This window comes from Pedobacter caeni (assembly GCF_900129215.1).
In the GTDB taxonomy this organism is placed as follows: domain Bacteria; phylum Bacteroidota; class Bacteroidia; order Sphingobacteriales; family Sphingobacteriaceae; genus Pedobacter; species Pedobacter caeni.
The window spans coordinates 691994-714579 of record NZ_FQUQ01000002.1; the positions used below are offsets into that span (position 1 = coordinate 691994).

General features: G+C 41.2%; 26 protein-coding genes. 18 read left to right on the forward strand and 8 right to left on the reverse strand.

Going from position 1 to position 22586, the window contains the following annotated elements; all coding sequences use genetic code 11:
- Positions 1–64: 64 nt before the first annotated feature.
- Positions 65–787 carry a hypothetical protein gene (locus BUC20_RS10315; protein ID WP_073230590.1) on the forward strand — a complete coding sequence of 241 codons (723 nt, stop codon included), beginning with the start codon at positions 65–67 and terminating at the stop codon, positions 785–787.
- Positions 788–822: 35 nt separating this feature from the next.
- Here BUC20_RS10315 and BUC20_RS10320 read toward each other — a convergent pair whose 3' ends face one another.
- Entirely contained in the window at positions 823–1350 is a 528-nt protein-coding gene (locus BUC20_RS10320; RefSeq protein WP_073230591.1) for a hypothetical protein, read from the reverse strand.
- Positions 1351–1508: 158 nt separating this feature from the next.
- Between BUC20_RS10320 and BUC20_RS10325 the strand changes: the two genes are divergently transcribed.
- The 4 genes from BUC20_RS10325 to BUC20_RS10340 are packed head-to-tail and all read left to right on the forward strand — an operon-like array spanning position 1509 to position 5636.
- On the forward strand, positions 1509–2735 hold the full coding sequence (locus BUC20_RS10325; protein WP_073230593.1) for an enolase C-terminal domain-like protein: 1227 nt from the start codon (positions 1509–1511) through the stop codon (positions 2733–2735).
- Positions 2736–2739: 4 nt separating this feature from the next.
- Positions 2740–4383 carry a sodium:solute symporter gene (locus BUC20_RS10330; RefSeq protein WP_073230595.1) on the forward strand — a complete coding sequence of 548 codons (1644 nt, stop codon included), beginning with the start codon at positions 2740–2742 and terminating at the stop codon, positions 4381–4383.
- A gap of 42 nt (positions 4384–4425) precedes the next feature.
- Positions 4426–4842, forward strand: a complete 417-nt coding sequence (locus tag BUC20_RS10335) for an L-rhamnose mutarotase (RefSeq protein ID WP_200800922.1) — start codon at positions 4426–4428, stop codon at positions 4840–4842.
- 23 nt (positions 4843–4865) lie between these two features.
- Positions 4866–5636, forward strand: a complete 771-nt coding sequence (locus BUC20_RS10340; RefSeq protein ID WP_073230596.1) for an SDR family NAD(P)-dependent oxidoreductase — start codon at positions 4866–4868, stop codon at positions 5634–5636.
- A 4-nt stretch (positions 5637–5640) separates the two neighbouring features.
- Here the strand turns inward: BUC20_RS10340 and BUC20_RS10345 are convergent, their stop codons facing one another.
- Positions 5641–6537: an AraC family transcriptional regulator gene (locus BUC20_RS10345; RefSeq protein WP_073230598.1), complete on the reverse strand. Its 897-nt coding sequence runs from the start codon at positions 6535–6537 to the stop codon at positions 5641–5643.
- 289 nt (positions 6538–6826) lie between these two features.
- Here BUC20_RS10345 and BUC20_RS10355 point away from each other — a divergent pair, with 289 nt between their 5' ends.
- Genes BUC20_RS10355 through BUC20_RS10365 form a run of 3 tightly spaced genes read left to right on the forward strand, consistent with a single transcriptional unit; the run spans position 6827 to position 9526 of the window.
- On the forward strand, positions 6827–8152 hold the full coding sequence (locus tag BUC20_RS10355; protein WP_084528742.1) for an alpha-L-fucosidase: 1326 nt from the start codon (positions 6827–6829) through the stop codon (positions 8150–8152).
- Positions 8153–8193: 41 nt separating this feature from the next.
- Positions 8194–9177, forward strand: coding sequence for a DUF6000 family protein (locus BUC20_RS10360; RefSeq protein WP_073230603.1), 984 nt, complete (start codon positions 8194–8196; stop codon positions 9175–9177).
- 1 nt (position 9178) lies between these two features.
- The gene (locus tag BUC20_RS10365) at positions 9179–9526 is read left to right on the forward strand and encodes a toxin-antitoxin system YwqK family antitoxin (protein ID WP_073230605.1); all 348 of its coding nucleotides are present in this window, start codon (positions 9179–9181) and stop codon (positions 9524–9526) included.
- On the opposite strand, the gene BUC20_RS10370 is transcribed toward BUC20_RS10365, so the two are convergent.
- Together BUC20_RS10370 and BUC20_RS10375 are read right to left on the reverse strand one after the other, a co-directional pair.
- Entirely contained in the window at positions 9523–10971 is a 1449-nt protein-coding gene (locus tag BUC20_RS10370; RefSeq protein WP_073230606.1) for an amino acid permease, read from the reverse strand. The two genes, BUC20_RS10365 and BUC20_RS10370, sit on opposite strands and share 4 nt — an antisense overlap.
- Positions 10972–11125: 154 nt before the next feature.
- A complete protein-coding gene (locus BUC20_RS10375) occupies positions 11126–11554 on the reverse strand; it encodes a DUF1801 domain-containing protein (protein ID WP_073230608.1) in 429 nt (142 codons plus the stop codon).
- 203 nt (positions 11555–11757) lie between these two features.
- Between BUC20_RS10375 and BUC20_RS10380 the strand changes: the two genes are divergently transcribed.
- The 7 genes from BUC20_RS10380 (at position 11758) to BUC20_RS10410 (ending at position 17781) form a co-directional block, all read left to right on the forward strand.
- On the forward strand, positions 11758–12999 hold the full coding sequence (locus tag BUC20_RS10380; protein WP_234994495.1) for a Gfo/Idh/MocA family protein: 1242 nt from the start codon (positions 11758–11760) through the stop codon (positions 12997–12999).
- Positions 13000–13026: 27 nt separating this feature from the next.
- Positions 13027–13722 carry a 3-keto-disaccharide hydrolase gene (locus tag BUC20_RS10385; protein ID WP_073230611.1) on the forward strand — a complete coding sequence of 232 codons (696 nt, stop codon included), beginning with the start codon at positions 13027–13029 and terminating at the stop codon, positions 13720–13722.
- Between the two features lie 19 nt (positions 13723–13741).
- A complete protein-coding gene (locus BUC20_RS10390; RefSeq protein ID WP_073230613.1) occupies positions 13742–14050 on the forward strand; it encodes a winged helix-turn-helix transcriptional regulator in 309 nt (102 codons plus the stop codon).
- Between the two features lie 97 nt (positions 14051–14147).
- The gene (locus BUC20_RS10395) at positions 14148–15059 is read left to right on the forward strand and encodes a ClpXP adapter SpxH family protein (RefSeq protein WP_073230615.1); all 912 of its coding nucleotides are present in this window, start codon (positions 14148–14150) and stop codon (positions 15057–15059) included.
- Between the two features lie 241 nt (positions 15060–15300).
- The gene (locus tag BUC20_RS10400) at positions 15301–16482 is read left to right on the forward strand and encodes an acyltransferase family protein (RefSeq protein ID WP_073230617.1); all 1182 of its coding nucleotides are present in this window, start codon (positions 15301–15303) and stop codon (positions 16480–16482) included.
- 70 nt (positions 16483–16552) lie between these two features.
- Complete coding sequence (gene ppnP / locus BUC20_RS10405) at positions 16553–16849, forward strand: pyrimidine/purine nucleoside phosphorylase (RefSeq protein WP_073230619.1); 297 nt, start codon at positions 16553–16555, stop codon at positions 16847–16849.
- Between the two features lie 26 nt (positions 16850–16875).
- The gene (locus tag BUC20_RS10410) at positions 16876–17781 is read left to right on the forward strand and encodes a DMT family transporter (RefSeq protein WP_073230620.1); all 906 of its coding nucleotides are present in this window, start codon (positions 16876–16878) and stop codon (positions 17779–17781) included.
- Positions 17782–17785: 4 nt separating this feature from the next.
- Here BUC20_RS10410 and BUC20_RS10415 read toward each other — a convergent pair whose 3' ends face one another.
- A complete protein-coding gene (locus tag BUC20_RS10415) occupies positions 17786–18361 on the reverse strand; it encodes a hypothetical protein (RefSeq protein ID WP_073230622.1) in 576 nt (191 codons plus the stop codon).
- A gap of 112 nt (positions 18362–18473) precedes the next feature.
- On the opposite strand from BUC20_RS10415, the gene BUC20_RS10420 reads away from it, so the two are divergent.
- Positions 18474–19232, forward strand: a complete 759-nt coding sequence (locus BUC20_RS10420) for a hypothetical protein (protein ID WP_073230624.1) — start codon at positions 18474–18476, stop codon at positions 19230–19232.
- 12 nt (positions 19233–19244) lie between these two features.
- Here the strand turns inward: BUC20_RS10420 and BUC20_RS10425 are convergent, their stop codons facing one another.
- Positions 19245–20012: a DUF2625 domain-containing protein gene (locus BUC20_RS10425; protein ID WP_200800923.1), complete on the reverse strand. Its 768-nt coding sequence runs from the start codon at positions 20010–20012 to the stop codon at positions 19245–19247.
- Positions 20013–20054: 42 nt separating this feature from the next.
- Positions 20055–20618, reverse strand: coding sequence for a Crp/Fnr family transcriptional regulator (locus tag BUC20_RS10430; protein WP_073230626.1), 564 nt, complete (start codon positions 20616–20618; stop codon positions 20055–20057).
- Positions 20619–20697: 79 nt separating this feature from the next.
- Between BUC20_RS10430 and BUC20_RS10435 the strand changes: the two genes are divergently transcribed.
- Positions 20698–21402, forward strand: coding sequence for an HAD family hydrolase (locus BUC20_RS10435; protein ID WP_073230627.1), 705 nt, complete (start codon positions 20698–20700; stop codon positions 21400–21402).
- Positions 21403–21483: 81 nt separating this feature from the next.
- A complete protein-coding gene (locus tag BUC20_RS10440; RefSeq protein ID WP_073230629.1) occupies positions 21484–22092 on the forward strand; it encodes a class I SAM-dependent methyltransferase in 609 nt (202 codons plus the stop codon).
- On the opposite strand, the gene BUC20_RS10445 is transcribed toward BUC20_RS10440, so the two are convergent.
- Positions 22079–22582 carry a hypothetical protein gene (locus tag BUC20_RS10445; protein WP_143166761.1) on the reverse strand — a complete coding sequence of 168 codons (504 nt, stop codon included), beginning with the start codon at positions 22580–22582 and terminating at the stop codon, positions 22079–22081. The genes BUC20_RS10440 and BUC20_RS10445 overlap by 14 nt on opposite strands.
- Positions 22583–22586 lie beyond the last annotated feature (4 nt).

The window sequence follows — 22586 nt, forward strand, 5'->3', positions numbered from 1 at the left end:
TAGCAATTATTTTATGATATTGCGATAGCATTTAGACCACAGAAACACCCCCGAAGATAAAAGTATGTACAATAAGCATGGATACTACGGACTCATGGAACGATACCAGGTAGAGCGTGCCATAAAGATGGCCAGAATACTGAATATTATCGGAGTTATTATTGCCATTGCTATATTCTTTTCCGGGGAGTTTGAAAAATATGTTACCGGGGCAGCGCTGATTGCACCTTTTATTTTCATGCTGATATTTAGGTCTTATAAAGGAGCAATATCCAGTGATTTCTCAACAGACCCTTACCCGACAATGATATGGGGGATTCTGGCAATACTCATTTCTATGTTTATGAGATATGTTTTGGATCTTAATACTTTAGTATATAGCGGAGTATGGCTACCCTCGATCATTATAGGTGTCTTGTTTTGTCTTCCAAAGCTGATTCCCGGTAAGGGCTACAAATTTCGTGACAGGGCAGATCATTCAGAAAAGATAATTATGATCCTCCTCGCTCTTTCTTATGGTTTGGTTTCTACTTTTACGATGAATCAGGTTTATGATGCTTCTGTACCCCGGACCTACCATGTTAAAGTTCTGGATAAAATAAGTAGATCAGGAAGGAAAACGTTACCGAGCTGCCACCTTATGGTTTCTCCATGGTCCAGCAGAATAACGAATGAGGAGGTTGAGGTTGGATGGAAGTTGTATAAAAACGTAAAGGTTAACGATGAGGTTAATATTTATCTGTTAGAAGGCTATTTAGGTATTCCCTGGTTTGTGGTGCAGAAATAAGCAATGGTTGAAAAAAATCTAAATTTTATCATCTGTTATAAGCCAGCCACAATGGATTCAATGTTGATTCCTACAAAGCAGTCATCGGCGCAATTCTCTTCAATATATCCGCAAGAGGATATCATACCATTGTTTTTAGTTTCAAGATAGGATTTCGCATTTTTCTTTTTCAGTAACCAGACTGTTTTAGCTTTTTGATAGATCTCATCTAATGTGACCGCTTTGAACTGATTGGGATGTGTGTTCAGTTTTGCCTCATCTTCAGTCCATTGCTCATGAATGGTAACTTCGTTTTTAGGTGTAGAGCGAACTGATTTAGCCAGGTAACTGCGCTGAATGGGCTTGCCATTTTTTACGGTTACCTGAGTTTCCGTACTGAGTCCGGTCCAGGAAACAGTACTCACAGTATAGTGGTAAGAATTATCAGACGATGCTTTAAAATCTGTCCAGGCTTTAAAGCTCTTGTCGAAATCATTTTCATGTTCGATGTTGTTTTTTTTACACGATGTCAGAATCATTGTGACAATCAGGAGGTTCAGAAGCAGGTAATGGTTTGGTTTCATGGCTGATTTTTTCTCTTAAACGAGTGAAAGGTCATTTATGCTACAAAATTTACTTATTGTCTTTGATGCATCGGATAATCCAGTTAAATAGAATTTTAGTCTATTGGTTTAGCCCTCCTGAGGTCGCTAAATTGCATTCACCAAGAATAAACTAAAATATGATTAAAAATATTCAGGTGAATGATGCAAGGTTTCCGTTAGCTAAAGGTGCAGGAAGCGACGCGATTCACCGAGACCCGATCTATTCCTATGCGGTAACGAACCTGATAGACGACAGCGGACTTACAGGAACTGGTTTTGCTTTTACTTTAGGGGAAGGCAATGACCTCGTTTGTAAGGCTGCACAGTTTTATGCAGAACAGCTTAAGGGCAGAGATATTGAAGAACTGATGTCTGATTTTGGAAATGTCTTTAACCAGCTGAGCAATGAACAACAGTTCCGTTGGCTTGGTCCCCACAAGGGAGTAGTCCATCTTGCATTGGCTTCGGTGACTAATGCCTGCTATGATCTGTGGGCCAAAAAAAGAGGATTGCCCCTCTGGAAATTGCTGATTGATTTATCTCCACAGGAAATCCTCAATACACTGGACCTTTCTTATCTGGAAGATGAGCTTACGGCAGCACAAGCCCTGCAATTATTGACAGAAAATCAGTCGGAAAAAGAAGCACGCCTGCAAATTACCCAGATCGGTTATCCCGGTTATGATACTTCCATCGGCTGGTTTAATTATAGCGATGAAAAGGTACGTGAGAACTGTAAAAAGGCAATTGCTGAAGGTTTTACAGCCATGAAGCTGAAAGTCGGGAGTAAAGATCCGCAAAGGGACATTCGTCGTTCTCATATTGTACGTGAAGAAGCCGGAGATCAGGTCAAAGTAATGCTCGATGCCAATCAGCAATGGACGCTTCCGCAGGCATTGAAAATATGTGCAGAATTACAAGGCATGAACCCTTACTGGATAGAAGAACCTACCCATCCGGATGATATCCTTGCCCATAAAACACTGGCAGATGCCATTGCTCCGGTAAAACTGGCATTGGGAGAGCATGTGCCCAACCGTATCATTTTTAAAAATTACCTGCAAACCCGATCGGCAGGATTTATTCAGGCCGATGCGGTAAGGATAGGAGGAGTAAGTGAATTCATTACCGTAAGCCTGCTTTGCAGGAAGTATGGGATTCCGGTGGTCCCGCACGTTGGAGACATGGGACAGCTTCATCAGCATCTGGTTTTGTTTAACCATATCAGCATGGGGCATGAAGCTTTATTTCTCGAACACATTCCTCATTTACAAGAACATTTTGTACATCCGGTAATTGTAGAAGGAGGGGTTTACAGGACACCAATGGAACCAGGTAGCAGTTGTGATCTGATAAAAAAATAAACACATGTTAAAATCTCTGGACTTAAGCATCAGTATCCTTTATATCCTCGGTATTTTAGCCGTTGGGTTGTGGGCAGGCATTCGCCACCGTCGAAAAAGTAAAGCGAATGCTGCGGGAGAATATTTCCTTGCCGGGAAAACGTTAAAATGGCCAGCCATCGGTTTGGCCTTGTTTGCGACTAATATTTCTACCGTTCACCTGGTCAGTCTGGCGCAGAGTGGCTTCGACAGCGGATTATTGAACGGCAATTTCGAGTGGATGGCGGCTTTTACCCTCATCCTCTTGTCGCTGTTTTTTGTCCCTTTTTATATTAAATCCGGAGTGGCCACTTTGCCTGATTTTCTGGAAAAGCGATACGATAGGGCCAGCCGGGATTGGCTGGCAGTGATCTCTGTAGTTTCGGCAATCATCATTCATATTGCATTTTCTATGCTGGCCGGAGGAATTGTCCTGAAAACCTTGTTCGGACTGAACATGTATGTCAGTGTGATTGTCATTTGCCTGATCACTGCAATCTATACGATTGTTGGCGGATTAAAAGCCGTGGTGGTGACCGAATCTATTCAAACCGTGGTTTTGCTCAGCGGGGCGTTCATCATCAGCTATGCTGCCTTCCATAAAATGGGAGGATGGGAACCGATGACTGAGGTGTTAAAAAGCAAAGGGGAAATGAACAGGCTTTCGATGTTACGGCCACATGGTGATGCCAGTGGAATGCCCTGGTATACCGTATTTTTAGGTTATCCGATTTTGGGCATCTGGTATTGGTGTGCTGATCAGACGATTGTACAGCGTGTGCTTGGTGCAAAAGATGAAAATCATGCCAGGGTAGGACCACTGTTTTGTGGCTTTATCAAGATCCTGCCGGTATTCATTTTCGTATTGCCTGGCTTATTTGCCTATACCTTGGTTCAGTCGGGACATTTGGATGTGAGCAGTCTGGGACTTGACGCTAAAGGACAGGTAAATTCAAAAGGAATTTATACGTTGATGATCACACAGCTTTTGCCTTCGGGATTGGTTGGTGTGTTGGTTGCTGCGTTGTTATCCGGATTGATGAGTCAGGTTTCAGGAGCATTAAATTCTATTTCAACGATGGTGAGTTATGACATGTATCAGCGTTATCGTCCTGAGGCTTCCGATAAACAATTGATCTGGGTAGGAAAGGTTTCAGCAGGGATCGCTTTGGTGTTTTCCCTGGGGTTATTGCCTTTGCTGGATCAGTATGAAAGCATTTTTAGTGGCATCAATGACATCATTGCACACATCGCTCCGCCCATCACCTGTGTGTTTTTACTGGGGGTATTCTGGAAAGGTGCCTCGGCAGAATCTGCCAAATTAACCTTGTGGATCGGCTCTGTTCTGGGAGTAGTGGTGTTTGCCATCAACAAAATATTCCCCGAGAGCCTGATTGGTCATATTCCGTTTATGATGATGGCATTTTACCTGTTTTGTGCTTGTGTAGTGATGCAGGTTTCCTTTTCCTATATCTATCCGGTCAGGCATACGGCAATAAGTGCAACGCTGTACTGGAAATCACCCTGGGAACCTCTACAGGGGAATGCCTGGAAAGGGATAGGGAATTATAAAGTATTGTCGGCCCTGCTTTTAATAGTTACGGGAGTATTGTATTACCTGTTCAGATAAAAAGATGAAACCATCATCAGCATTGAAAAAAAACATGTTCAAATGAAAAAGTATATAATGATTGCATTTCTTGCCGGTTTTTTATTGGCGGGTTGCAAAGAAGAGGTTAAACAAAACCAGGTGAAGCGCTTTGGTTCAGTAACCGGATTAAAAGCGGAGAAGCTGGAGGAGTATAAACGCTTACATGCGAATGCCTGGCCCTCTGTGCTGAAAAAGATCAAAGAGTGCAACATCAGAAACTATTCGATCTACCTGCAGAAAATTGGTGATGCTTATTATTTGTTCAGCTATTTTGAATATGCGGGAACTGATTTTGATGCTGATATGAAAAAGATGGCGGATGATCCGGAAACGCAACGTTGGTGGAAAGAAACCGACCCTTGTCAGCAGCCATTACCCGAAACTGCTGCAAAAAAACAAATCTGGACCAATATGGAGCAAGTCTTTCATACCGATTAATGTCCTTTAAACAATAGAAAAAGATGAAGTTATTATCCGGTAAAGTTATTTTCCTCACAGGAGGTTCGGCAGGGATTGGTTTGGCTTGTGCAAAGGCTTATGCTGAAGCAGGAGCAAAGGTGGTGATCGTAGCACTGGATGCAGACCAGGTTAAAGAAGCGGCCACGCAATTAGGTACAGCACATTTAGGAATTGCCTGTGATGTGTCTAAGGCAGCCGATGTAGCGCATGCAATGGCCCTGACAATGGAGAAATATGGGAAAATAGACGCGATACACAACAATGCAGGAGTTGCATCACCTTCCAAACCATTACACGAAACAAGTGATGAAGAATGGGATCAGTTGACAGATGTAAACATAAAAAGCGTGTTGTATACCACCAGGTATGGATTTGAAGCTTTGAAACAATCTGAGGGCTGCATCCTGAATACCAGTAGCCTGGTAGGGGAGATCGGGCAGGAAAACCATGCGGCTTATACCGCAACAAAAGGAGCAATGAATGCATTGACGAAATCTATGGCATTGGATTATGCAATGCATAAGATCAGGGTAAATGCGGTATTGCCGGCAGGAGTATGGACACCTATGTTGCGCAAATGGAGTAAGGAACAGCCCGATCCTGCTTCGATTGAAAAATACCTGGACGACATACATGTCCTGGGCTATTGTCCGGAAGGGGAGGTCATTGCTGATGCCTGTGTGTTTCTACTATCGGAAAAGGCCCGGTTCATTACGGGGACACTTTTGCCGGTAAGCGGTGGCGCAGAGCTGGGGTACAGGTCTCTGAGATAAGAGCCTAAATCCTGTTTTTACTCTTATAATCTACGGGTGAGCTGCCCATGATTTTATGAAACAGGCGGGAGAAGTAAAAAGCATCCGCATAACCAACAGCTGCGGCAACTTCTTTTATCCGCAAATCGGATAAGGCGAGCAGTTGACAGGCGCGTTGTATTTTTAAATGAATGAAGTAATCAATCGGAGATATTCCTGTCTTTGTTCTAAACAGGTTTTGAAAATGTGAGGGGGAATAAGCAAACTTCGCGGCAATGTCGGGAACCGTTAACCTGGCTGAAATGTTGTTTTTCAGGTATTCAATGACACGATCCGAAATGTCTTCGCTGGTGGTTTGGCTCAGCTCCACATTTTTTTGAGGAAAGAGGAAGTTGGCAATGAGGTAATAGAGACTTAAATTGGCATAGCTTAGGTTTTCATCACTATATCCTTTTTCCAGACAGCTGTAGATCATTTCCCAGAGTTTGATTCTGTGTTCATCAAAGGGGATTGTTTTTGGACTGATCAGGCTTTTAATAGACAGGGATTCATTGAGACTGGATAATTTGCTTCCGGTAAAGTGTACCCAGTATATTGTCCATGGATCAGTCAGGTCCGAAGCGTAACGCAAAGCTTGATCCGTTGCCGGGATAATGAAGAATTGATTGGCCGAAACTTCATGCTTTTCATTGTTGATACTGAACCAGCCTTTGCCATCTGTACAGTAAATGAGAATGTTGTCTGTACAGCCTTTTGGCCTGTTCCGGTAATGCCCGGCGGCTTTGGGGAAATAACCAATATGGCTGATGTACAGGGAGTTTAAGAAGAAATCATCTTTCGGTTTCCTGTCGTACAGAAACTCGGGCAGACTGATCAGTTTTTCCCCGCTAAAACCATCACGTTTTTTCTTATTGATCTTCATATCGGTTTATTTGGCGGATAAACTTATTGTTTTTAATCTGAAAACAACAGGGTTTTTCTGTTTTTTTCAGATTTACCAGGCCATGTTTTTTGAATGGTTATTTTTTAGTGGGATAGTCCAGTATATTCATGACATTCTCTATTCTTTCTCTATCGGCTTAAACCTAATTTAGTATCACACCAATGAACCAAAATATAACCAGATGAAACCATCATCAGCATACCGCTTACAAGAAGCGGCGAACATGCTTATGATCGCTTCATAACCGCTAAAAAACAAACATATTCTAATGAAAAAATACACCACTCTTCTAACCCTTGTTTTTATGTGCATGTCGGGTCTGGCATTTGCGCAGGCGCCAACCATCCGTACTGATAAAAAAGTAGTGGAAGGTTTTATGGACAAACGTTTCGGAATGTTTATCCACTGGGGGCCGGTTAGCCTTCGGGGAACTGAAATCGGCTGGTCAAGGAGTACTTCCGTTGCGACAGTCGAATATGATAATTTATACAAAGAGTTTAATCCTTTATTGTTTGACGCCGATAAATGGGCAAAAACGGCCAAGGATGCCGGAATGAAGTATTTAACGATCACTTCTAAGCACCATGATGGATTTTGTTTATGGCCTACGGCATATTCGGATTACAACATCATGAACTCTCCCTATAAAAAAGACATCGTAGGAGAGCTGGCAAAAGCCTGTAAAAAGTACGACCTCAAATTTTGTATTTACTTTACGGTTGCCGATTGGCATGATCCTGACTGGGCTGTACTGTACCCGGCTACAACGCCTAACAAATCGGCAAATATGAACAGGTTTGTATCCAGAATGAAAAATGAACTGAAAGAATTGATTCAGAATTATAAACCTTATATGCTTTGGTTTGATGCCAATTGGGATAAAGAATGGACGTCTGAACATTCAACAGAAGTTTATAATGCCATCAAAAAGCTGGATCCTAATGTGCTCATCAACAACAGGCTGGATACTAAGGAAGCCAGTGGAGGATCACATAAGGTGATGCTGTCTTCTACCCTTGCAGATTTTGCTACTCCGGAACAAGAGGTGGGGGCAATGAATATGGATTATCCATGGGAGAGCTGCATCACGATTTGTCAGCAATGGGCATGGAAACCGAATGATAAAATGAAATCTTTAAAAGAGTGTTTACAGACCCTGGCAAGCACTGCTGGTGGAAACGGAAATCTGCTGTTTAATGTAGGCCCAATGATGGATGGAAGAATAGAAGCGAGACAGGTGGATCGTTTAAAAGAGATGGGTGCCTGGTTAAATAAAAACGGAGCAGCAATATATGCAACCAAAGGCGGGCCCTACAAACCTGATAGCCTGATGGCAGCAACAAGAAAAGGAAACAAGATTTACCTGCACCTGTTTAAAAATCAGGGGGCTGAAATTACAATAGCCGCTGTACCCGGTGCTACAGTGAAGAAAGCTTACTTCCTTGATGGTGCAAAACCAACAGCTTTTAAAGTTAAGGCGGATCAGATTACAATTACAGTGCCCTTGCAATTGCCTGATGAGAATGATACGGTGATCGTATTAGAAATGGATAAAAATGTAGAATCCGTTCCGGTGATGAGTTTTAAATCCTGAGGAAGACAACTTAATTATCTTCATTATATTTATCCTGATTTATGGGTAATTTATACGAACAATTAAAACGGCATGTTGCCGGCGGAGGTTTTATACATAAAACACCTTTTGAAGACCTGCATTCCTACAAAAATGAAGAGGATTTATCCCCGGAATTCAGGGATAAATGGTGTGCACCGTTTTATATGAATATTGGCGGAACCAATCAGGTTCTTGTTGATCAATTAATTGAGGTCAGGGATCAGATCAGTTATGAAATCGTGTTAAAATTATTAGGCGATTTTGATTGGCGAACCAGACAAACAGGTGCTTTTTTTGCTGCCATTAAGGGATTTAAAGACTTGACTGATGTGATTGGAACTCACTTTTTAAAAAGTGAACTGACTTATGCCGGTAAAGTCTATGCCTATACTTTAGCTTCGTTTAATACCCCTGAAGGCATTGATTATTTAGAGCGTTATCTGGATTATTACTTGTTAAAACCAGACCTTTGGTTTGACCAACGGGAAGCCATGGAAGCTTTAACTTATCTGGATAAAATAAATCAGACCGATCTCGCAGCTAAGTATCATAACAATTGGTTGAAGTTCGTTAAGAAAAAAGACAATTGGAAGAAGGAGATCAACCTGGAGGGGATTGAAGCCCAAATGAAGCTGATTGAGAAAGTTAAGAATTTCGATCCGGATTATGTATCGAAAAGTACGGAGTACGGATTGACTTTCAGTTATATTTCTACTCCTGGGATTATAGGTAGAAGACCTCAGTGTATTTCTAAACAACTTCATCAATATACCTGCTTGTACTTTCTAGATTGGCTGGATACAGAGCACGTAGAATATCTGCTTGATGAATTGAACAAGGCAATGAACGGACTTGCCTATGACGATTATCCATCCTCTGATTTGTATATGGAGGAAATTTGGTTGCATTATCCCAGCGTAACAATTGCTGATCATTTAACAATTCCGATGGAAGATTTTAAATGTATTTTAGAAGAATGGGGTGAGTTTATAAAACAAGGATAGGATGATAAGAGTAAATGAAAATGATCCCGATTTGGAGTATGCAGGAATTGACGCGGGAGGTGGGAATATGTACAATTATAAAGGGGAACCTTTTACGGGCGCAATTGTAGATTTATATCCAAATGGAGATTTGAGAGGACTGGCTGAATTTAGGAATGGATATACAGATGGCATGCAGGCTGACTATTATGCAAATGGACAGGTAAAGGAGCAATATTATACCAAATACAACAGGATGTATGATAGTTATAAATTCTGGGCTGAATCAGGAAAACTATTGATACATGTTGAGCATGATAAAAACGGAGAGGTTATCTCAAGATTCATCGATAAAGAAAAAAGCATTTAGTACTTTTTGTTCCTCAGTTTACTATGCTTTTTGCTATATAAAAAGTAGAAAACAATCCCGATAGCCATCCATATAAATAAGCGTTCCCAGCTTTCAATTGGCAAACCCGTCATTAAAAACAGACACACTCCGATCCCTAATATTGGGATCAATGGAACAAAGGGGACTTTGAACGATCTCGGGATCTCCGGATTCGTTTTTCTTAAAATGATGACGCCTAATGCAACCAATGAAAAAGCAAATAAGGTTCCGATACTCACCATGTGCCCCAGATCTGAAATGGGTACTAAACCTGCCAGAAGACTCACAAAAACAAGAAAGAATAAATTGCTTTTCCAGGGTGTTTTAAAGCGTGGGTGAACATGACTGAAGAATGCAGGTAATAACCCATCTTTAGACATGCTGTAAAAAACACGGGATTGTCCCATCAGCATCACCAGAATTACGGAAGTATATCCGGCAAGTATGGCTATGATCAGGGCGCTGTTTAAAAAATGATATCCAGTTACTGCAAATGCTGTGGCAGCAGGACTGGCATCGTTCTTAAATGCAGTATAAGGCACAAGACCTGTCATGACATAGGAGAAGGCTACGTAGAGTACTGTAGCCACCAATAAGGAACCAATGATGCCTATGGGCATATCTTTCTGTGGATTTTTAGCTTCCTGAGCAGCAGTAGAAACTGCATCGAAACCAATAAATCCAAAGAAAACAACTGCTGCCCCTCTGATAATCCCTGACCAGCCGAAATGTCCGAACTCGCCTGTGTTCTCAGGAATAAATGGGGTATAATGTTCCGGATTGATGAACGACCAGCCAAGGGCAATGAATAAGATGATCACGCTGATTTTTAGAATCACGAGCAGGTTGTTAATCGTTGCTGATTCTTTTGTTCCCTTTACCAGAACGAGGGAGAGCAAGGCAACGATGAATACCGCAGGAAGGTTAATGATCCCAGCTTTGGTTGTTGTTCCGTCTGCAAGTTTGATAGGATCGAATGGAGAGGCGGTTAATTCCACCGGTATATTGATGTGAAATTGTGTCAGCAGTTTTACGGCATAACTGGACCAGCTGACCGCTACCGTTGCCGAAGCCAATGCATATTCCAACACTAAATCCCAGCCAATGATCCAGGCCATAAATTCGCCCAGGGTAGCGTAGGTATAGGTATATGCTGATCCGGCTACAGGAATCATAGAAGCATATTCTGCATAACAAAGCGCACAAAAAGCACAGGCAATACCTGCAAGAACGAAGGATAGGATGACTGCTGGCCCTGCATTTTCGGAGGCTACGATTCCGGTAAGTGAGAAGATTCCGGCACCTACAATGGCTCCGATCCCCAGGGCGACCAGATTAAAAGGACCTAATGACCGTTTTAATCCTTTTTCATTTGTCGAAGTTTGTTCTTCAAGAAGCTGTTGAATTGTTTTTTTAAAGCGCATGTTCTATAAATATGTTTGCAATTAATTGCCTGGAGCCTGATTACAGGCAATTAATTGCAAACATAAGGATTAAACATTAAAGACTACTAATTTAGTAGTCTTTAATGTTTAAAAGTAAACCTATCTTAACATGAAGAGGAGAATAACGGCTGTTTTACTTCTGATTTTCCGGATATTTTTCTTTAGTCAGAACGATCGAATGATCAATCATTTTTGATAAAACTGTGGGATCAATATCTGCCAGTTTTTTAATGTAAATGCAGGCCTTGCTCATTTTATATTTTCCAAGTTGTTTCAGGAACTCTTCTTTTATTTCAAAGTCGCAACCTACATACAATGTGATGGCAGCACTTCGCGGCGAGAATCCGGCCAATGGTGCATCGCCTTCATGGCCGCTCTCATATTTATAATGATAACTTCCAAAACCGATAATGGATGGTCCCCACATTTTTGCAGGAAATCCGGTCTGTTTTTCCATCAGTTCAACCAGGGCATAACTGTCTTGTCGCTTTACCGGATCAATTACCTTTTCAATAAACTCATTTACACTTTGTGTAGTCTGAATGGTCTTGTTCTTTGCCATGTTAATTGTAATTTTTTTAATTCATCCAAATGAACTGGTTACGATCTTCTTAAATAAGAACAATAAAATTCTTAAATTAGAAAATATCTTCTGGAATGACACCGTCCAGCTGATGAACCAAATGAAACCTAAATATGATGAAAAAAACTAATGATTTAAACTCAACTGATCGAAGATCGTTTTTAAAAAAGTCGGGTATAGTGATGTTAGGTAGTACGCTTGCTTACCAGACTGGTTTTTCCAATCCATTATTCAGCTCTGCAAAATCAACCATTAAGGTGGGATTAATAGGCTGTGGCGGACGTGGTACCGGCGCAGCAGCGCAAGCGCTCGCTGCTGATCCGGATGTAGTGATTACTGCGATGGGCGATATTTTTGAAGACAGACTTGAAGAAGCCTTTGCTTCCCTGACCATTATTGATGCGAAAAGGGTGAAGGTGGATAAAAAAAGAAAGTTTATCGGTTTTGATGCCTACCAAAAGGTAATTGATTCTGGTGTGGATGTGGTATTGCTGACTACACCTCCGGCATTCAGACCAGACCAGCTGACCGCAGCAATTGATGCCGGAAAACATGTGTTTTGTGAAAAGCCAGTGGCAGTAGATGCTCCCGGAATCCGTAAAGTTCTTGCTGCGGCTAAGAAAGCACAGGAAAAGAACTTGTCGCTGGTATCTGGTTTTTGTTTCAGGTATGACCTGCCAACCAGGGCGGTGTTTAACCGGGTGTTAAATGGTGAGGTAGGTGAAATCAGGACGATCTCTACCTTTAGAAATGGCTCAGGAAACTGGTCCAATCCCCGCAAGCCCGATTGGAACGACCTGACTTTTAAATTGAGGAACTGGCATTATCAAAACTGGCTTTCCGGTGATTTTATTGTAGAACAGGCTGTACATAGCCTGGATATGATGTCATGGGCGATGGGTGATAAAATGCCGGTAAGAGCTACCGGAACAGGCGGCAGACAAGTGCGTGTAAATGAGATTTACGGAAACATCTATGATCATTTTGCGGTGGAATTTGAATATGCGAACGGGGCAAAAGGATTTCATTTTTGCAGGCAGCAGGAGGGGACTTCACACCGAAATACTGTTGATGTGCTCGGAACAGATGGCAGTGCCTTTGTAAATGTGGGTATGAAATACGAGATCAACGGGAAAAACAACTGGAAGTACGATGGCGAAAAGAAAAACATGTATCAGGTTCAGCACGATGAGCTTTTTGCAGCGATCAGAAATGGAAAACCAATAAATAACGGTGAGTATATGACCCATAGTACCTTACTGGCGATCTGGGGACGGATGGCTGCCTACAGCGGACAAACGATCAGCTTTGAGCAGGCTTTGAACTCAGAACTTGTTTTGGGACCAAAGATCGACGAATACAACTGGGACCTGAAATGGGAAAATCAACCGGTAGCTTTACCGGGAGTAACCAGGGGAATCTAATTAGCCATCAATCATAAACATAATTTAATGAGGAAAACATTAATGGGGATCGGTATGGCCTTTGCAGCTGTACTGATGTGTACTTCTATGTCGTATGCACAATCCATACTTCTGCAATATGGTAAGGAAACAATGCTGGGGAATAATAAGGGGAAGGCCATCAACTGGATCAATGTAAATACGGAACCCGAAACCTGGAGAAAGGAAAAAGACCTGCTGATTTGTTCAGGAAAACCTATAGGGGTCATGCGGTCAGAGAAACTATATGAAAACTTCGTCCTCGAAGTGGAGTGGAAACATATGGAGTCCGGAGGGAACTCAGGCATATTTGTATGGAGTGATGCGAAAACTGATGACAAAAACCGTTTGCCTGGTGGGGTAGAAGTACAGATGCTGGAACTGGACTGGCCAAACCTGAACATGACGGATGGAGTAAAACCTCCGATAGCTTATGTACATGGGGAGTTGTTTGGGGTTGGTGGTGTGGTAACCGTCCCTGATAATCCCAGAGGGGAGCGGAGTAAATCCATAGAAAACAGATGTAAAGGAAAAGGCGAATGGAATACTTATAAGGTGGTCTGTGTGGATGGAATGATCAAATTATCGGTAAATGGCAAGTTTGTAAATGGCATCAGCAAGTCGACCGTAAAGAAAGGCCACCTTTGTATGGAATCGGAGGGTGCTGAAATTCATTTCAGGAATCTGAAGGTTACCGAACTTTAATGAACCGGAAATAGAAAATATGACCACAGACAATAACGACATCAACGGCAATAATTGTCCGGCTTCAAAACTACTGAAAATGTTATCCGGTAAATGGAAACCCCAGATCTTCAAATTGGCCCTAAACGGGCCATTACGTTTTAACAGCCTGGTCCGTCAGCTAGAAGGTTCAAATAAACAGGCTGTAGCGGTGGCCTTGAAAGAACTGGAGGAAGAAGGCCTGCTGGAAAGAAATGTAATTCAACTGAAGCCTCTTCATGTGGAATATATCCTGTCTGAAAGAGGAACTTTAATGATCAGCGTTTTTCAGCAACTTGAAGGATTATAAGACCTGATTTTTAACCTTTAAGGTAGTCATGTTTTTCTGACTTATTGCAGGGCTTATCCGATCTGGATAGCTTTGCTGTTGAATTAAAAAAAAGAAGATGAGTAATCCTTTAAAGTGTGATCCGGAAACAGGGGTCTGTGAAGTCCCTGGCCTTTCAGCTGAAAATGAAAAAGCTTTGCCTAAGGCATCAGACAAAGCTATACGGGTAATTTACTTTACCGATCCTATCTGTTCTTCCTGCTGGGGGATTGAACCACAATTGCGGAAATTAAAGATGGAGTACGGAGAAGTAATTGACATTGAATACCGGATGGGCGGACTTTTGCCAGACTGGTCTTACAATAGTGGAGGAATCAGTAAGCCTGCAGATGTGGCTTCACATTGGGATGAAGTTAGTTTACATTACGAAATGCCTATTGATGGTGATGTCTGGTTAGAGGACCCGCTGGATTCTTCCTATCCACCTTCTATTGCATTTAAAGCCGCACAGCTACAGGATCAGGAGAAAGCATTACTATTTTTAAGAAGGATAAAAGAAATGGTCTTTCTGGAGAAAAAGAACATCAGTAAATGGGAGCACCTGCTGGCAGCCGCAATAGCAACAGGACTTGATCCGGTAAGACTGAAACAGGACTTTGATGGTGATGCAAAGCAATATTTTCAGGAAGACCTACAGTTGGCGGGCTATTGGAATGTCAGAGGATTTCCAACCTTGTTTTTCATCGATGCAAAAGGCAATCCCGAAAAAGTATACGGTGTAAAACCATATCAGGTTTACGAAGCTGCAATTGAAACATTGTTGCCAGGCGCCAAATCTAAAAAAGCTCCGCAGGCAAAGGGTTGGGAATATCTGTTCTCTGTTTATCCTACACTGACAAATAAAGAGCTGTCGGTTATTTCAGATCTTTCTGTAAATGAGGCAGAAGCTTTCCTTGCAAATCTGGTGAACGAAGAGAAGCTGACCGTCATGGAAACAAAGAACGGGAAAATATGGTACCTGAAAAACTGACAATTGCACTTAATGTTTTGACAAAAAAACTAAATCTTTCTAACCATAATTATGCTTTATTTGATATGATGAATTAAACTCATCAAGTTTTTATCATAATGGAATATGATAGGTTAGTTAGTTAAGGAGATAGGGGTATCTACTTTATCGAATTAATGAAAATCCGCAGATGCCTGGATGGGACCCGCGGATTTTTAATTTATTACGTTGCTATATGATAGGTTGTGTATATTTAGTCAGTATGCCAGCAACAAATTACCCCCGTACCCCATGGATAGATTATCTACGTGGTTTTGTAACCATTTTAGTGGTTGCGCATCATGCTTCTTTGGCTTATACAACTTTTGCCAGTTTTAATAAAGATGCTTACATCAGCTCGACACATCCAGTAGTGGATGTACTGCGCTGGAAAGGAATGGATTATTTCGAAGATTTTAATGACATTTTCTTTATGTCTTTAATGTTCCTCATCGGAGGGGTGTTTGTGATCGGTAGTCTGAGGAAAAAAGGAGTACTGGTCTTTATTAAAGATCGGTTTTACAGGTTATTGATCCCATTCTTTGTTGGCGTTACTGTGCTCATGTTGCTGGCGCATTACCCCGCTTATTACCTTGCCCATGGAAATTTCAACTTAAGGGACTATGTGGTCGACTTCTTTACGGTGGAAGCATGGCCGGTAGGGCCGCCATGGTTTATTTGGGTGCTGTTTTCTTTCAATATCATCATTGCGCTTTTATTCCCGCTTATTGGTTCTTTCATGAGCAAACTGGGACAAAAGCTAGCCAGTTGGGCCAACCAGCCATTCAAGGTTTTCCTCTTCTGGTATTTGTTAACATGGATCACTTATATGCCACTGATGTTTTGGGCAGGTGCAGGAACCTGGACAGGCTTTGGCCCCTTCGATTTTCAGGTAAGCAGGGTGTTACTTTATTTTACCTATTTCTTAACAGGCGTGGTGATTGGCAGTCCGGGTATAGACTTTGGTTTATTCAAAAAGGATGGCCTCCTGATGAAAAGGTGGCCTTTTTGGGTAATGGGGAGTGTTTTGACCTATGTTCTGTTAAAATTAGCAGAAGCACCCCTTACTGCCAGTTATGAGCAAAAACAATTGACTGAATTTCAGGCCACATTGATTTACCGCTCTATCTGGACATTGTCCTGCACACTCAGTAGTATGGCCTTTATCGCCTTGTTCAGGAAACTGTTTAACCGTGCAAATGAACACTGGCAGGCCCTCTCTGAAAACGCTTATGGTATTTATCTGCTCCACTATATTTTTGTGATCTGGTGCCAGTTCCTTTTACTGGATGTTGATTTTCCGGTAGTCGTTAAATTTATCCTCACTTTCGTGATTTCTGTAGTGCTAAGCTGGGGCTTAACCTATCTCCTCAGAAAAAATAAGACGATTGCCAGATTTCTGTGAAAACACCGGATGGAGTATAAAAAAATGTGCTATTTTTGATCACACAATAAGAAGCAACAAGTAAAAAATCATGAATAATACAGACAATCTGGTGTCGCATAATGTTTATTTTGAGGGGAAAGTACAGAGCCTGGGACTGGAAACAGAAAAAGGAAAAGCCACTCTTGGAGTGATGAAAAAGGGTGTTTATGAGTTCTCTACTTCCTCAGCCGAAAAAATGATTGTGATCTCGGGCAGCATGAATGTCAGATTGCCAGGTAATGATTGGGTAACGTATACCAGTCAGCAGGAATTCGATGTAGTTGCCGGTGTTTCTTTTGGCGTATCCTGCGATGCAGATGTTGCCTATATCTGTTATTACGGATAGATTTTTCTTGTTTAAGTTTTCTTTTGATGAACCATAAAATCAAAGGCTATTTCTGGGCATGTATTTCCTCTGCTACGTTTGGCCTCATTCCCTTATTTGCTTTGCCCCTTGGGCAAAAAGGACTCTCACACGATACTGTTTTGTGTTACCGCTTTGCTGCTGCATCTTTATTCGTAGCGCTTTGGATGGCTTTCAAAAAAGAATCTTTTATGATCACAAAAAGAGAACTGATGTTATTGCTGATTCTAGGTGTATTGTATGCCGTGTCAGCACAATATCTGTTTATCAGTTATGACTATCTGGGGGTGGGCACAGCTTCCACGATTTTGTTTCTTTATCCGGTATTTGTTGCGCTATTGATGGCCGTTTTTTTCAAAGAAAAAATAAACATGATTACCCTGGCCGCCATTCTGATTGCCTTTTCGGGAATATCGCTTTTGTACAAAGGGGATAATGGGGTGAGCCTGAATCCGCTGGGAATCGGAACGATTCTGTTATCGGCATTGAGTTATGCTGTTTATATTGTAGTAGTCAATAAATCAAAAGTACAGTATATATCGGGGTATAAGCTGACCATGTATGTGATGGCGGTAAGTGCGGTGTTTTTTCTGATAAAAACACAGATTACAGGCGGATTGGCTCCATTGCCGGATACTGTTGCCGTACTGGACCTGACGCTGCTCTCTTTACTCGCTACAGCGCTCTCCTGTGTAGCTATGGTATTTGCGGTACAATATGTAGGTTCTACTGCTACAGCGATATTGGGAGCATTAGAGCCTGTTGTTGCGGTAGCAGTAGGGGTTTTAGCCTTTAATGAAGTGATCACTAAAAACCTGGTCTTTGGGGTATTGCTGATCCTGATCGCTGTTTCCCTGATTGTCCTTTCTGATTATTTTTATAAGCGTATGAAAGTTAAAAAGGTCATTTTATAACCCTTTATACAAATATTTGTGGCGCAAGAAGCCCCAATACAAATCCTCCGATAATCATAAATCCCGAGAGGAGGAAAAGTGGAATAGCGAGCAGCATCTGATATGCCGGCCCTGTTTCCCTGACCTGGATGAAATATTTGTTGTAGTCTACTTCCTTAGCGGGAATAAGATCAGAAAGGCCTTTTTCGAATGAGGAAATGCCTGAGCCATCTCTGAGGATGAGTTTATAGCTGCCACTTTCTGCTGAAAATCTTTTCATCTCCATCTTACCTGTATCGAAATTGCTGGTGTTTGGCCGCATAAAAGAAGGGCTAAGCGAGACTACAGCTCCATCACTCTCCCGGATAATCTGTATTTCGAATTGATCAACAGGTGTTTTTCTAAACAACTGGCCTTTCTGCCATACGGCATAAAGCCCATTCTGAGGAACCTGAAAGGTAGCCTCCTTTTGCGTAAAGGGAATTTCCAGGATGACGTTTCCGTTAAAGATCTTTTTTGTCATGCCAAGTGTTTTGATCAAAACAAAGATTCCTACGGGAATGAGGCAGAACAACCCTATGCGTATTAAAATTAGTGCCATGATTTTTATTTAACCGCTGAAGCTATAATCAGCTCTGATCGGTTAATGTATGAATTTTATATGTACGATAGGGTAGTGTATCTTTGTTAAATACAGGAAATGATAAACATTTATGAAAAAGTTAATTGCCACCTTGCTTCTGATTCTGAATTTCTCACTTGTTTTTGGGCAGGGAATCAAACCTGAATATGAGCGGGTTATTTCTGATTTTATCAATTGTGTGAAAAGTGGGAACAGGAAGAAACTGGCCGATAAAATAGCTTTTCCTTTTGAGCGGCAATATCCCATCCCCGATATAAAGAATAAAACAGAATTTTTAAGGCGGTATAAAGAGGTTTTTGATGATCAGTTAATTAAAATGATCCTGGATTCCAAACCTTCGGCAGACTGGACGGATGTGGGCTGGCGGGGAATCATGCTATTTAGGGGAGATTTATGGCTGGACTATGATGGTCGCCTGGTTGCAGTTAATTATCAGTCCGAAGCAGAGAAGAAAAAACGGACAGCACTCATTGAAATGGAAAAAAATCAACTGCACCGATCGATTAAACAGTTTGAAATCCCCGTTCAGCTATTGGAAACCTCAAAGTTTAAAATCAGAATTGATGATTTGGGAGAGGGCAATTACCGTTATGCTTCCTGGTCTTTGAAAAATAAAATGAGTGATCAGCCAGATTTGATTTTGAAAAATGGGAAGTTTATATCAGAAGGAAGTGGCGGAAATCACCGGTTTGAGTTTAAAAGTGGTGATTACGTGTATGATTGTTTAATTATGGTGATGAGAGGGAAAGATACACCTCCCGCTATGCTGACCATATATAAAGGCGATAAGGAGATCTTATCTCAGGCCGCAAAAGTAATAAAGAAATAAGTTGAAAGCTGCCTACTGAGGTTCAACAGGCGCTTTTTGGTTCAGCTCTCTCTGGTTGCTTAATACAAACTGAAACAGTTCTTCGGTAGGCACCAGTTTGCGTTTGCATTTTTCTATATCCATCCCTTCTTTCGTCCACAGGTATGGAGAAAAGCTATAGGATTTATTGCCATCAAGTTTAGCGATAAACTTGTCCCAGCTGGACCATCTTAAACCTTTGTAAAAGGCAGATAAATCACTGTCAAAACAGAAACGGATAAATTCGGTATAACCAAGGCCAAGAGACTCCCATTCCAGGCTATTAGGGGCCAGGTAATAAATGGTTTTTAAATCTTCTCCAAACTCCCCGTAATTGATGGCAAAAAAGCCCCCGACAGCATCATCGGCAACAAGAAAATAACGAGGTACTTCTCCAAATTCCTTGATTGATTTTCCTTTGTTCCATTCCGAAACAGAACGGTTTAACCGTGGGCTTCCTGAGCCTAAAATCCGCAACCAACCATTGTCAACCATGATTCCTCCGGTATTGTAAACGACAGCTCCCAAGGTCGAAAAAGTGGTTACCTGGGTGTTGTATAAGGCGGTTTTCGCACTGGCAGAATCCAGCTCCAGAACTTCAACTTTGTTCTTCGCAGAATCTATCCATTTTTGGATCAATGGCCAGGCCGGATCAGTGGTGTTAATTAATTCATCCAGACTCCTCATCTTGTTTTGTGCAAAGGTATTGAAGGAGATAAAGGTGATGCCTAGTATGAAGAGGTTTTTGATGACATTTTTCATGGTAAAAGAACTTATCTTTTCAAAGATAGAATGAAAATCTGTTTATTTTAAATTTGTTAATGCACGGTTGAGGCTTCTGAGGGTAATTCCAAGATAAGCAGCCATATCTTCTTTAGAAATGACAATGTTCTGTTTGTATTGGAGCTCCAGTATTTTCTTTAATCCATACTCAATGGTGTACAATTGTTGTGAGGAAGCCCGGCTACTGGTATTGATCAACCGCTCGGCCAGTTCGTCTAGTAGCAACTTCTGGAAGTTTAAATCCTTTTCGAGTAGCTGCTTGAAAAAGGGAATATTGATGGCGTATGCCTCGACATCTGTAAGGGTTTCTACGCTACATAAACAATTGTTGTTCCTGATGGCTTCTATTTCGCCCAGAATCTCACCTTCGCTTAAAAACTCGACAATGTAATCTTTGCCGTTCTCTTCACTAAAGAAACATTTCGTGATGCCTTCTTTGATGATGAAAACTTTGGATGACCTGCCATCCTGTTTCAATAGAAAAGTTCCTTTTGGGAAGGTCTTTAAACTGAGTTCCTCTATATTGGCCTGCTTTTCGTGGAGATTCTCAATAAAGGATAAAAAAAAATGATTTGTTCTTAGCATATTTTTTAGGTTGGGACAAATGTCCTTTATATGAAACAGCTCATTGACGAATTTTGCCTGAGCAATAACAAAGGTAACAATGAAACATAAAATAAAAGTGATCGCATTTGATGCAGATGATACCCTATGGGAAAATGAGCCGTATTTTCTGGAAACAGAACAGCAATTCTGTGCTTTACTGGAATATTATCTGCCACATCATACGGTTTCTCAGGAGTTGTTTAAAACAGAAATGTCCAATTTGCAGCTGTATGGATACGGTGTGAAAGGGTTTATGCTGTGTATGATTGAGACGATCTATCGGGTATCAGATGGAAAAGCAGATTTGGAACTGGTGAACAAAACCATTCAGTTAGGTCAGGAATTACTCCAAAAACCAATAATATTGCTGGATGGGGTAGAAGAAGTATTAAATGCATTAAAGGGGGAATATAGATTGGTTGTGGCCACAAAAGGCGATTTACTGGATCAGGAACGTAAACTAAAAAACTCGGGTTTACTGGATTATTTTCACCACATTGAGATCATGAGCGATAAACAAACCGGTGATTACGCAAAGTTGTTAAAGCACCTGGATTGTGCCCCTGAAAACTTCATGATGCTGGGCAATTCCATTAAATCGGATGTCATTCCTGTTCTTGAACTGCAAGGTTTTGCTGCACATATCCCTTATCATACGACCTGGGCACATGAAAGACATGAACATAAATTAACACATCCCAATTTTTTACAGTTAAATGTAATTACTGATATTTTGACTAAACTTGTTCCTATTAACACTTGACAGGTTAAGCAGTTCATAAAATAATGGATCTGGTCATAAAACCAGAAGAAGCAATTTGTTATTACAGGAATAGAAAATAAGATGTCAGAAGGAAAATCACACTGGGAAAAGGTATATACAACTAAGGCAGCTCATGAGGTTAGCTGGACGCAAGAGGTTCCTAAAACTTCATTGGATTTCATTAATGGTTTCCAGCTCGGAAAAAGTGCAGGCATCATAGATATTGGAGGAGGAGATAGCCTGCTGGTTGATTTCCTACTGGCGCAGGGTTACCAGAATATTACGGTACTGGATATTTCTGAAGCCGCACTGGAACGCGCAAAAAAACGTTTGGGAGATCAGGCAGACCTTGTGAAATGGCTGGTGTCCGATATCACCGATTTTAAACCTGCTGAAACCTATGACATCTGGCATGACCGGGCTACTTTTCACTTTTTAACCACAGCAACACAGATTGAAAAGTATATCACCATTGCGAAAAACTGTGTGAGGGGCTATCTGACCATAGGAATCTTCTCAAAAAATGGTCCTGAAAAATGTAGTGGTTTGGAAATCAGGCAATATTCAGAAGATGAATTAGAACAGCAATTCTCTGAAAGTTTTCAAAAATTACAGGTCATTACTGAAGACCATGTAACTCCTTTTAATACGGTTCAGAATTTTATTTTTTGCAGTTTCAAGCGCATTTAACTGATGTTGCAGGTGTGGTTTGAATATTAGAGGAAATGATATTCATAATTTCGGTCCTGTACTCCGGTGATTCGTAACAAATGTCTGTATCACTGATGTCAAAGAGCTTCATTTCACCTGAATTATATTCCAGAAAGAGACAGTCGGATCTGTCTAGTCCATCTGCATAATGATATTGTACAGTTTTAACATCGGTCCAGGGGATCTCTTTTTCTCCTTTAAAGGTGATCCCCTCTGCTGATATCACTATAGCATGCCTGAACATCGAGATCACCTTCCTTATAAAATCTAAGGTGGAAAATCCGAAAAAGATAAGAGGAATTAAAGTAATCAGTACGGCGATTCCTTTCACTTTTGAAGAGGATGGCATCTCTATTAACCCCATCATCGCCAGAAAGCCTGTGCCTCCGAATAGAAGGACCATGAGCAGGTAAAATAAGAAGTGTTTCGCTAAACTTTCAATTGTAAATCTAATGTATTTTGTTTCCATTTTA

What these genes read in the sequence shown, in the direction of transcription:
- BUC20_RS10375 (WP_073230608.1), bottom strand. Translation starts at nt 11,554, where the DNA reads ATGGCAAAGAACAAGACCATTCAGACTACACAAAGTGTAAATGAGTTT.
- BUC20_RS10370 (WP_073230606.1), bottom strand. Translation starts at nt 10,971, where the DNA reads ATGCGCTTTAAAAAAACAATTCAACAGCTTCTTGAAGAACAAACTTCG.
- BUC20_RS10440 (WP_073230629.1), top strand. Translation starts at nt 21,484, where the DNA reads ATGTCAGAAGGAAAATCACACTGGGAAAAGGTATATACAACTAAGGCA.
- BUC20_RS10380 (WP_234994495.1), top strand. Translation starts at nt 11,758, where the DNA reads ATGTTAGGTAGTACGCTTGCTTACCAGACTGGTTTTTCCAATCCATTA.
- BUC20_RS10320 (WP_073230591.1), bottom strand. Translation starts at nt 1,350, where the DNA reads ATGAAACCAAACCATTACCTGCTTCTGAACCTCCTGATTGTCACAATG.
- BUC20_RS10365 (WP_073230605.1), top strand. Translation starts at nt 9,179, where the DNA reads ATGATAAGAGTAAATGAAAATGATCCCGATTTGGAGTATGCAGGAATT.
- BUC20_RS10435 (WP_073230627.1), top strand. Translation starts at nt 20,698, where the DNA reads ATGAAACATAAAATAAAAGTGATCGCATTTGATGCAGATGATACCCTA.
- BUC20_RS10315 (WP_073230590.1), top strand. Translation starts at nt 65, where the DNA reads ATGTACAATAAGCATGGATACTACGGACTCATGGAACGATACCAGGTA.
- BUC20_RS10410 (WP_073230620.1), top strand. Translation starts at nt 16,876, where the DNA reads ATGAACCATAAAATCAAAGGCTATTTCTGGGCATGTATTTCCTCTGCT.
- BUC20_RS10445 (WP_143166761.1), bottom strand. Translation starts at nt 22,582, where the DNA reads ATGGAAACAAAATACATTAGATTTACAATTGAAAGTTTAGCGAAACAC.
- BUC20_RS10330 (WP_073230595.1), top strand. Translation starts at nt 2,740, where the DNA reads ATGTTAAAATCTCTGGACTTAAGCATCAGTATCCTTTATATCCTCGGT.
- BUC20_RS10385 (WP_073230611.1), top strand. Translation starts at nt 13,027, where the DNA reads ATGAGGAAAACATTAATGGGGATCGGTATGGCCTTTGCAGCTGTACTG.
- BUC20_RS10415 (WP_073230622.1), bottom strand. Translation starts at nt 18,361, where the DNA reads ATGGCACTAATTTTAATACGCATAGGGTTGTTCTGCCTCATTCCCGTA.
- ppnP (WP_073230619.1), top strand. Translation starts at nt 16,553, where the DNA reads ATGAATAATACAGACAATCTGGTGTCGCATAATGTTTATTTTGAGGGG.
- BUC20_RS10390 (WP_073230613.1), top strand. Translation starts at nt 13,742, where the DNA reads ATGACCACAGACAATAACGACATCAACGGCAATAATTGTCCGGCTTCA.
- BUC20_RS10325 (WP_073230593.1), top strand. Translation starts at nt 1,509, where the DNA reads ATGATTAAAAATATTCAGGTGAATGATGCAAGGTTTCCGTTAGCTAAA.
- BUC20_RS10425 (WP_200800923.1), bottom strand. Translation starts at nt 20,012, where the DNA reads ATGAAAAATGTCATCAAAAACCTCTTCATACTAGGCATCACCTTTATC.
- BUC20_RS10340 (WP_073230596.1), top strand. Translation starts at nt 4,866, where the DNA reads ATGAAGTTATTATCCGGTAAAGTTATTTTCCTCACAGGAGGTTCGGCA.
- BUC20_RS10430 (WP_073230626.1), bottom strand. Translation starts at nt 20,618, where the DNA reads ATGCTAAGAACAAATCATTTTTTTTTATCCTTTATTGAGAATCTCCAC.
- BUC20_RS10335 (WP_200800922.1), top strand. Translation starts at nt 4,426, where the DNA reads ATGAAAAAGTATATAATGATTGCATTTCTTGCCGGTTTTTTATTGGCG.
- BUC20_RS10400 (WP_073230617.1), top strand. Translation starts at nt 15,301, where the DNA reads ATGCCAGCAACAAATTACCCCCGTACCCCATGGATAGATTATCTACGT.
- BUC20_RS10395 (WP_073230615.1), top strand. Translation starts at nt 14,148, where the DNA reads ATGAGTAATCCTTTAAAGTGTGATCCGGAAACAGGGGTCTGTGAAGTC.
- BUC20_RS10345 (WP_073230598.1), bottom strand. Translation starts at nt 6,537, where the DNA reads ATGAAGATCAATAAGAAAAAACGTGATGGTTTTAGCGGGGAAAAACTG.
- BUC20_RS10360 (WP_073230603.1), top strand. Translation starts at nt 8,194, where the DNA reads ATGGGTAATTTATACGAACAATTAAAACGGCATGTTGCCGGCGGAGGT.
- BUC20_RS10420 (WP_073230624.1), top strand. Translation starts at nt 18,474, where the DNA reads ATGAAAAAGTTAATTGCCACCTTGCTTCTGATTCTGAATTTCTCACTT.
- BUC20_RS10355 (WP_084528742.1), top strand. Translation starts at nt 6,827, where the DNA reads ATGAAAAAATACACCACTCTTCTAACCCTTGTTTTTATGTGCATGTCG.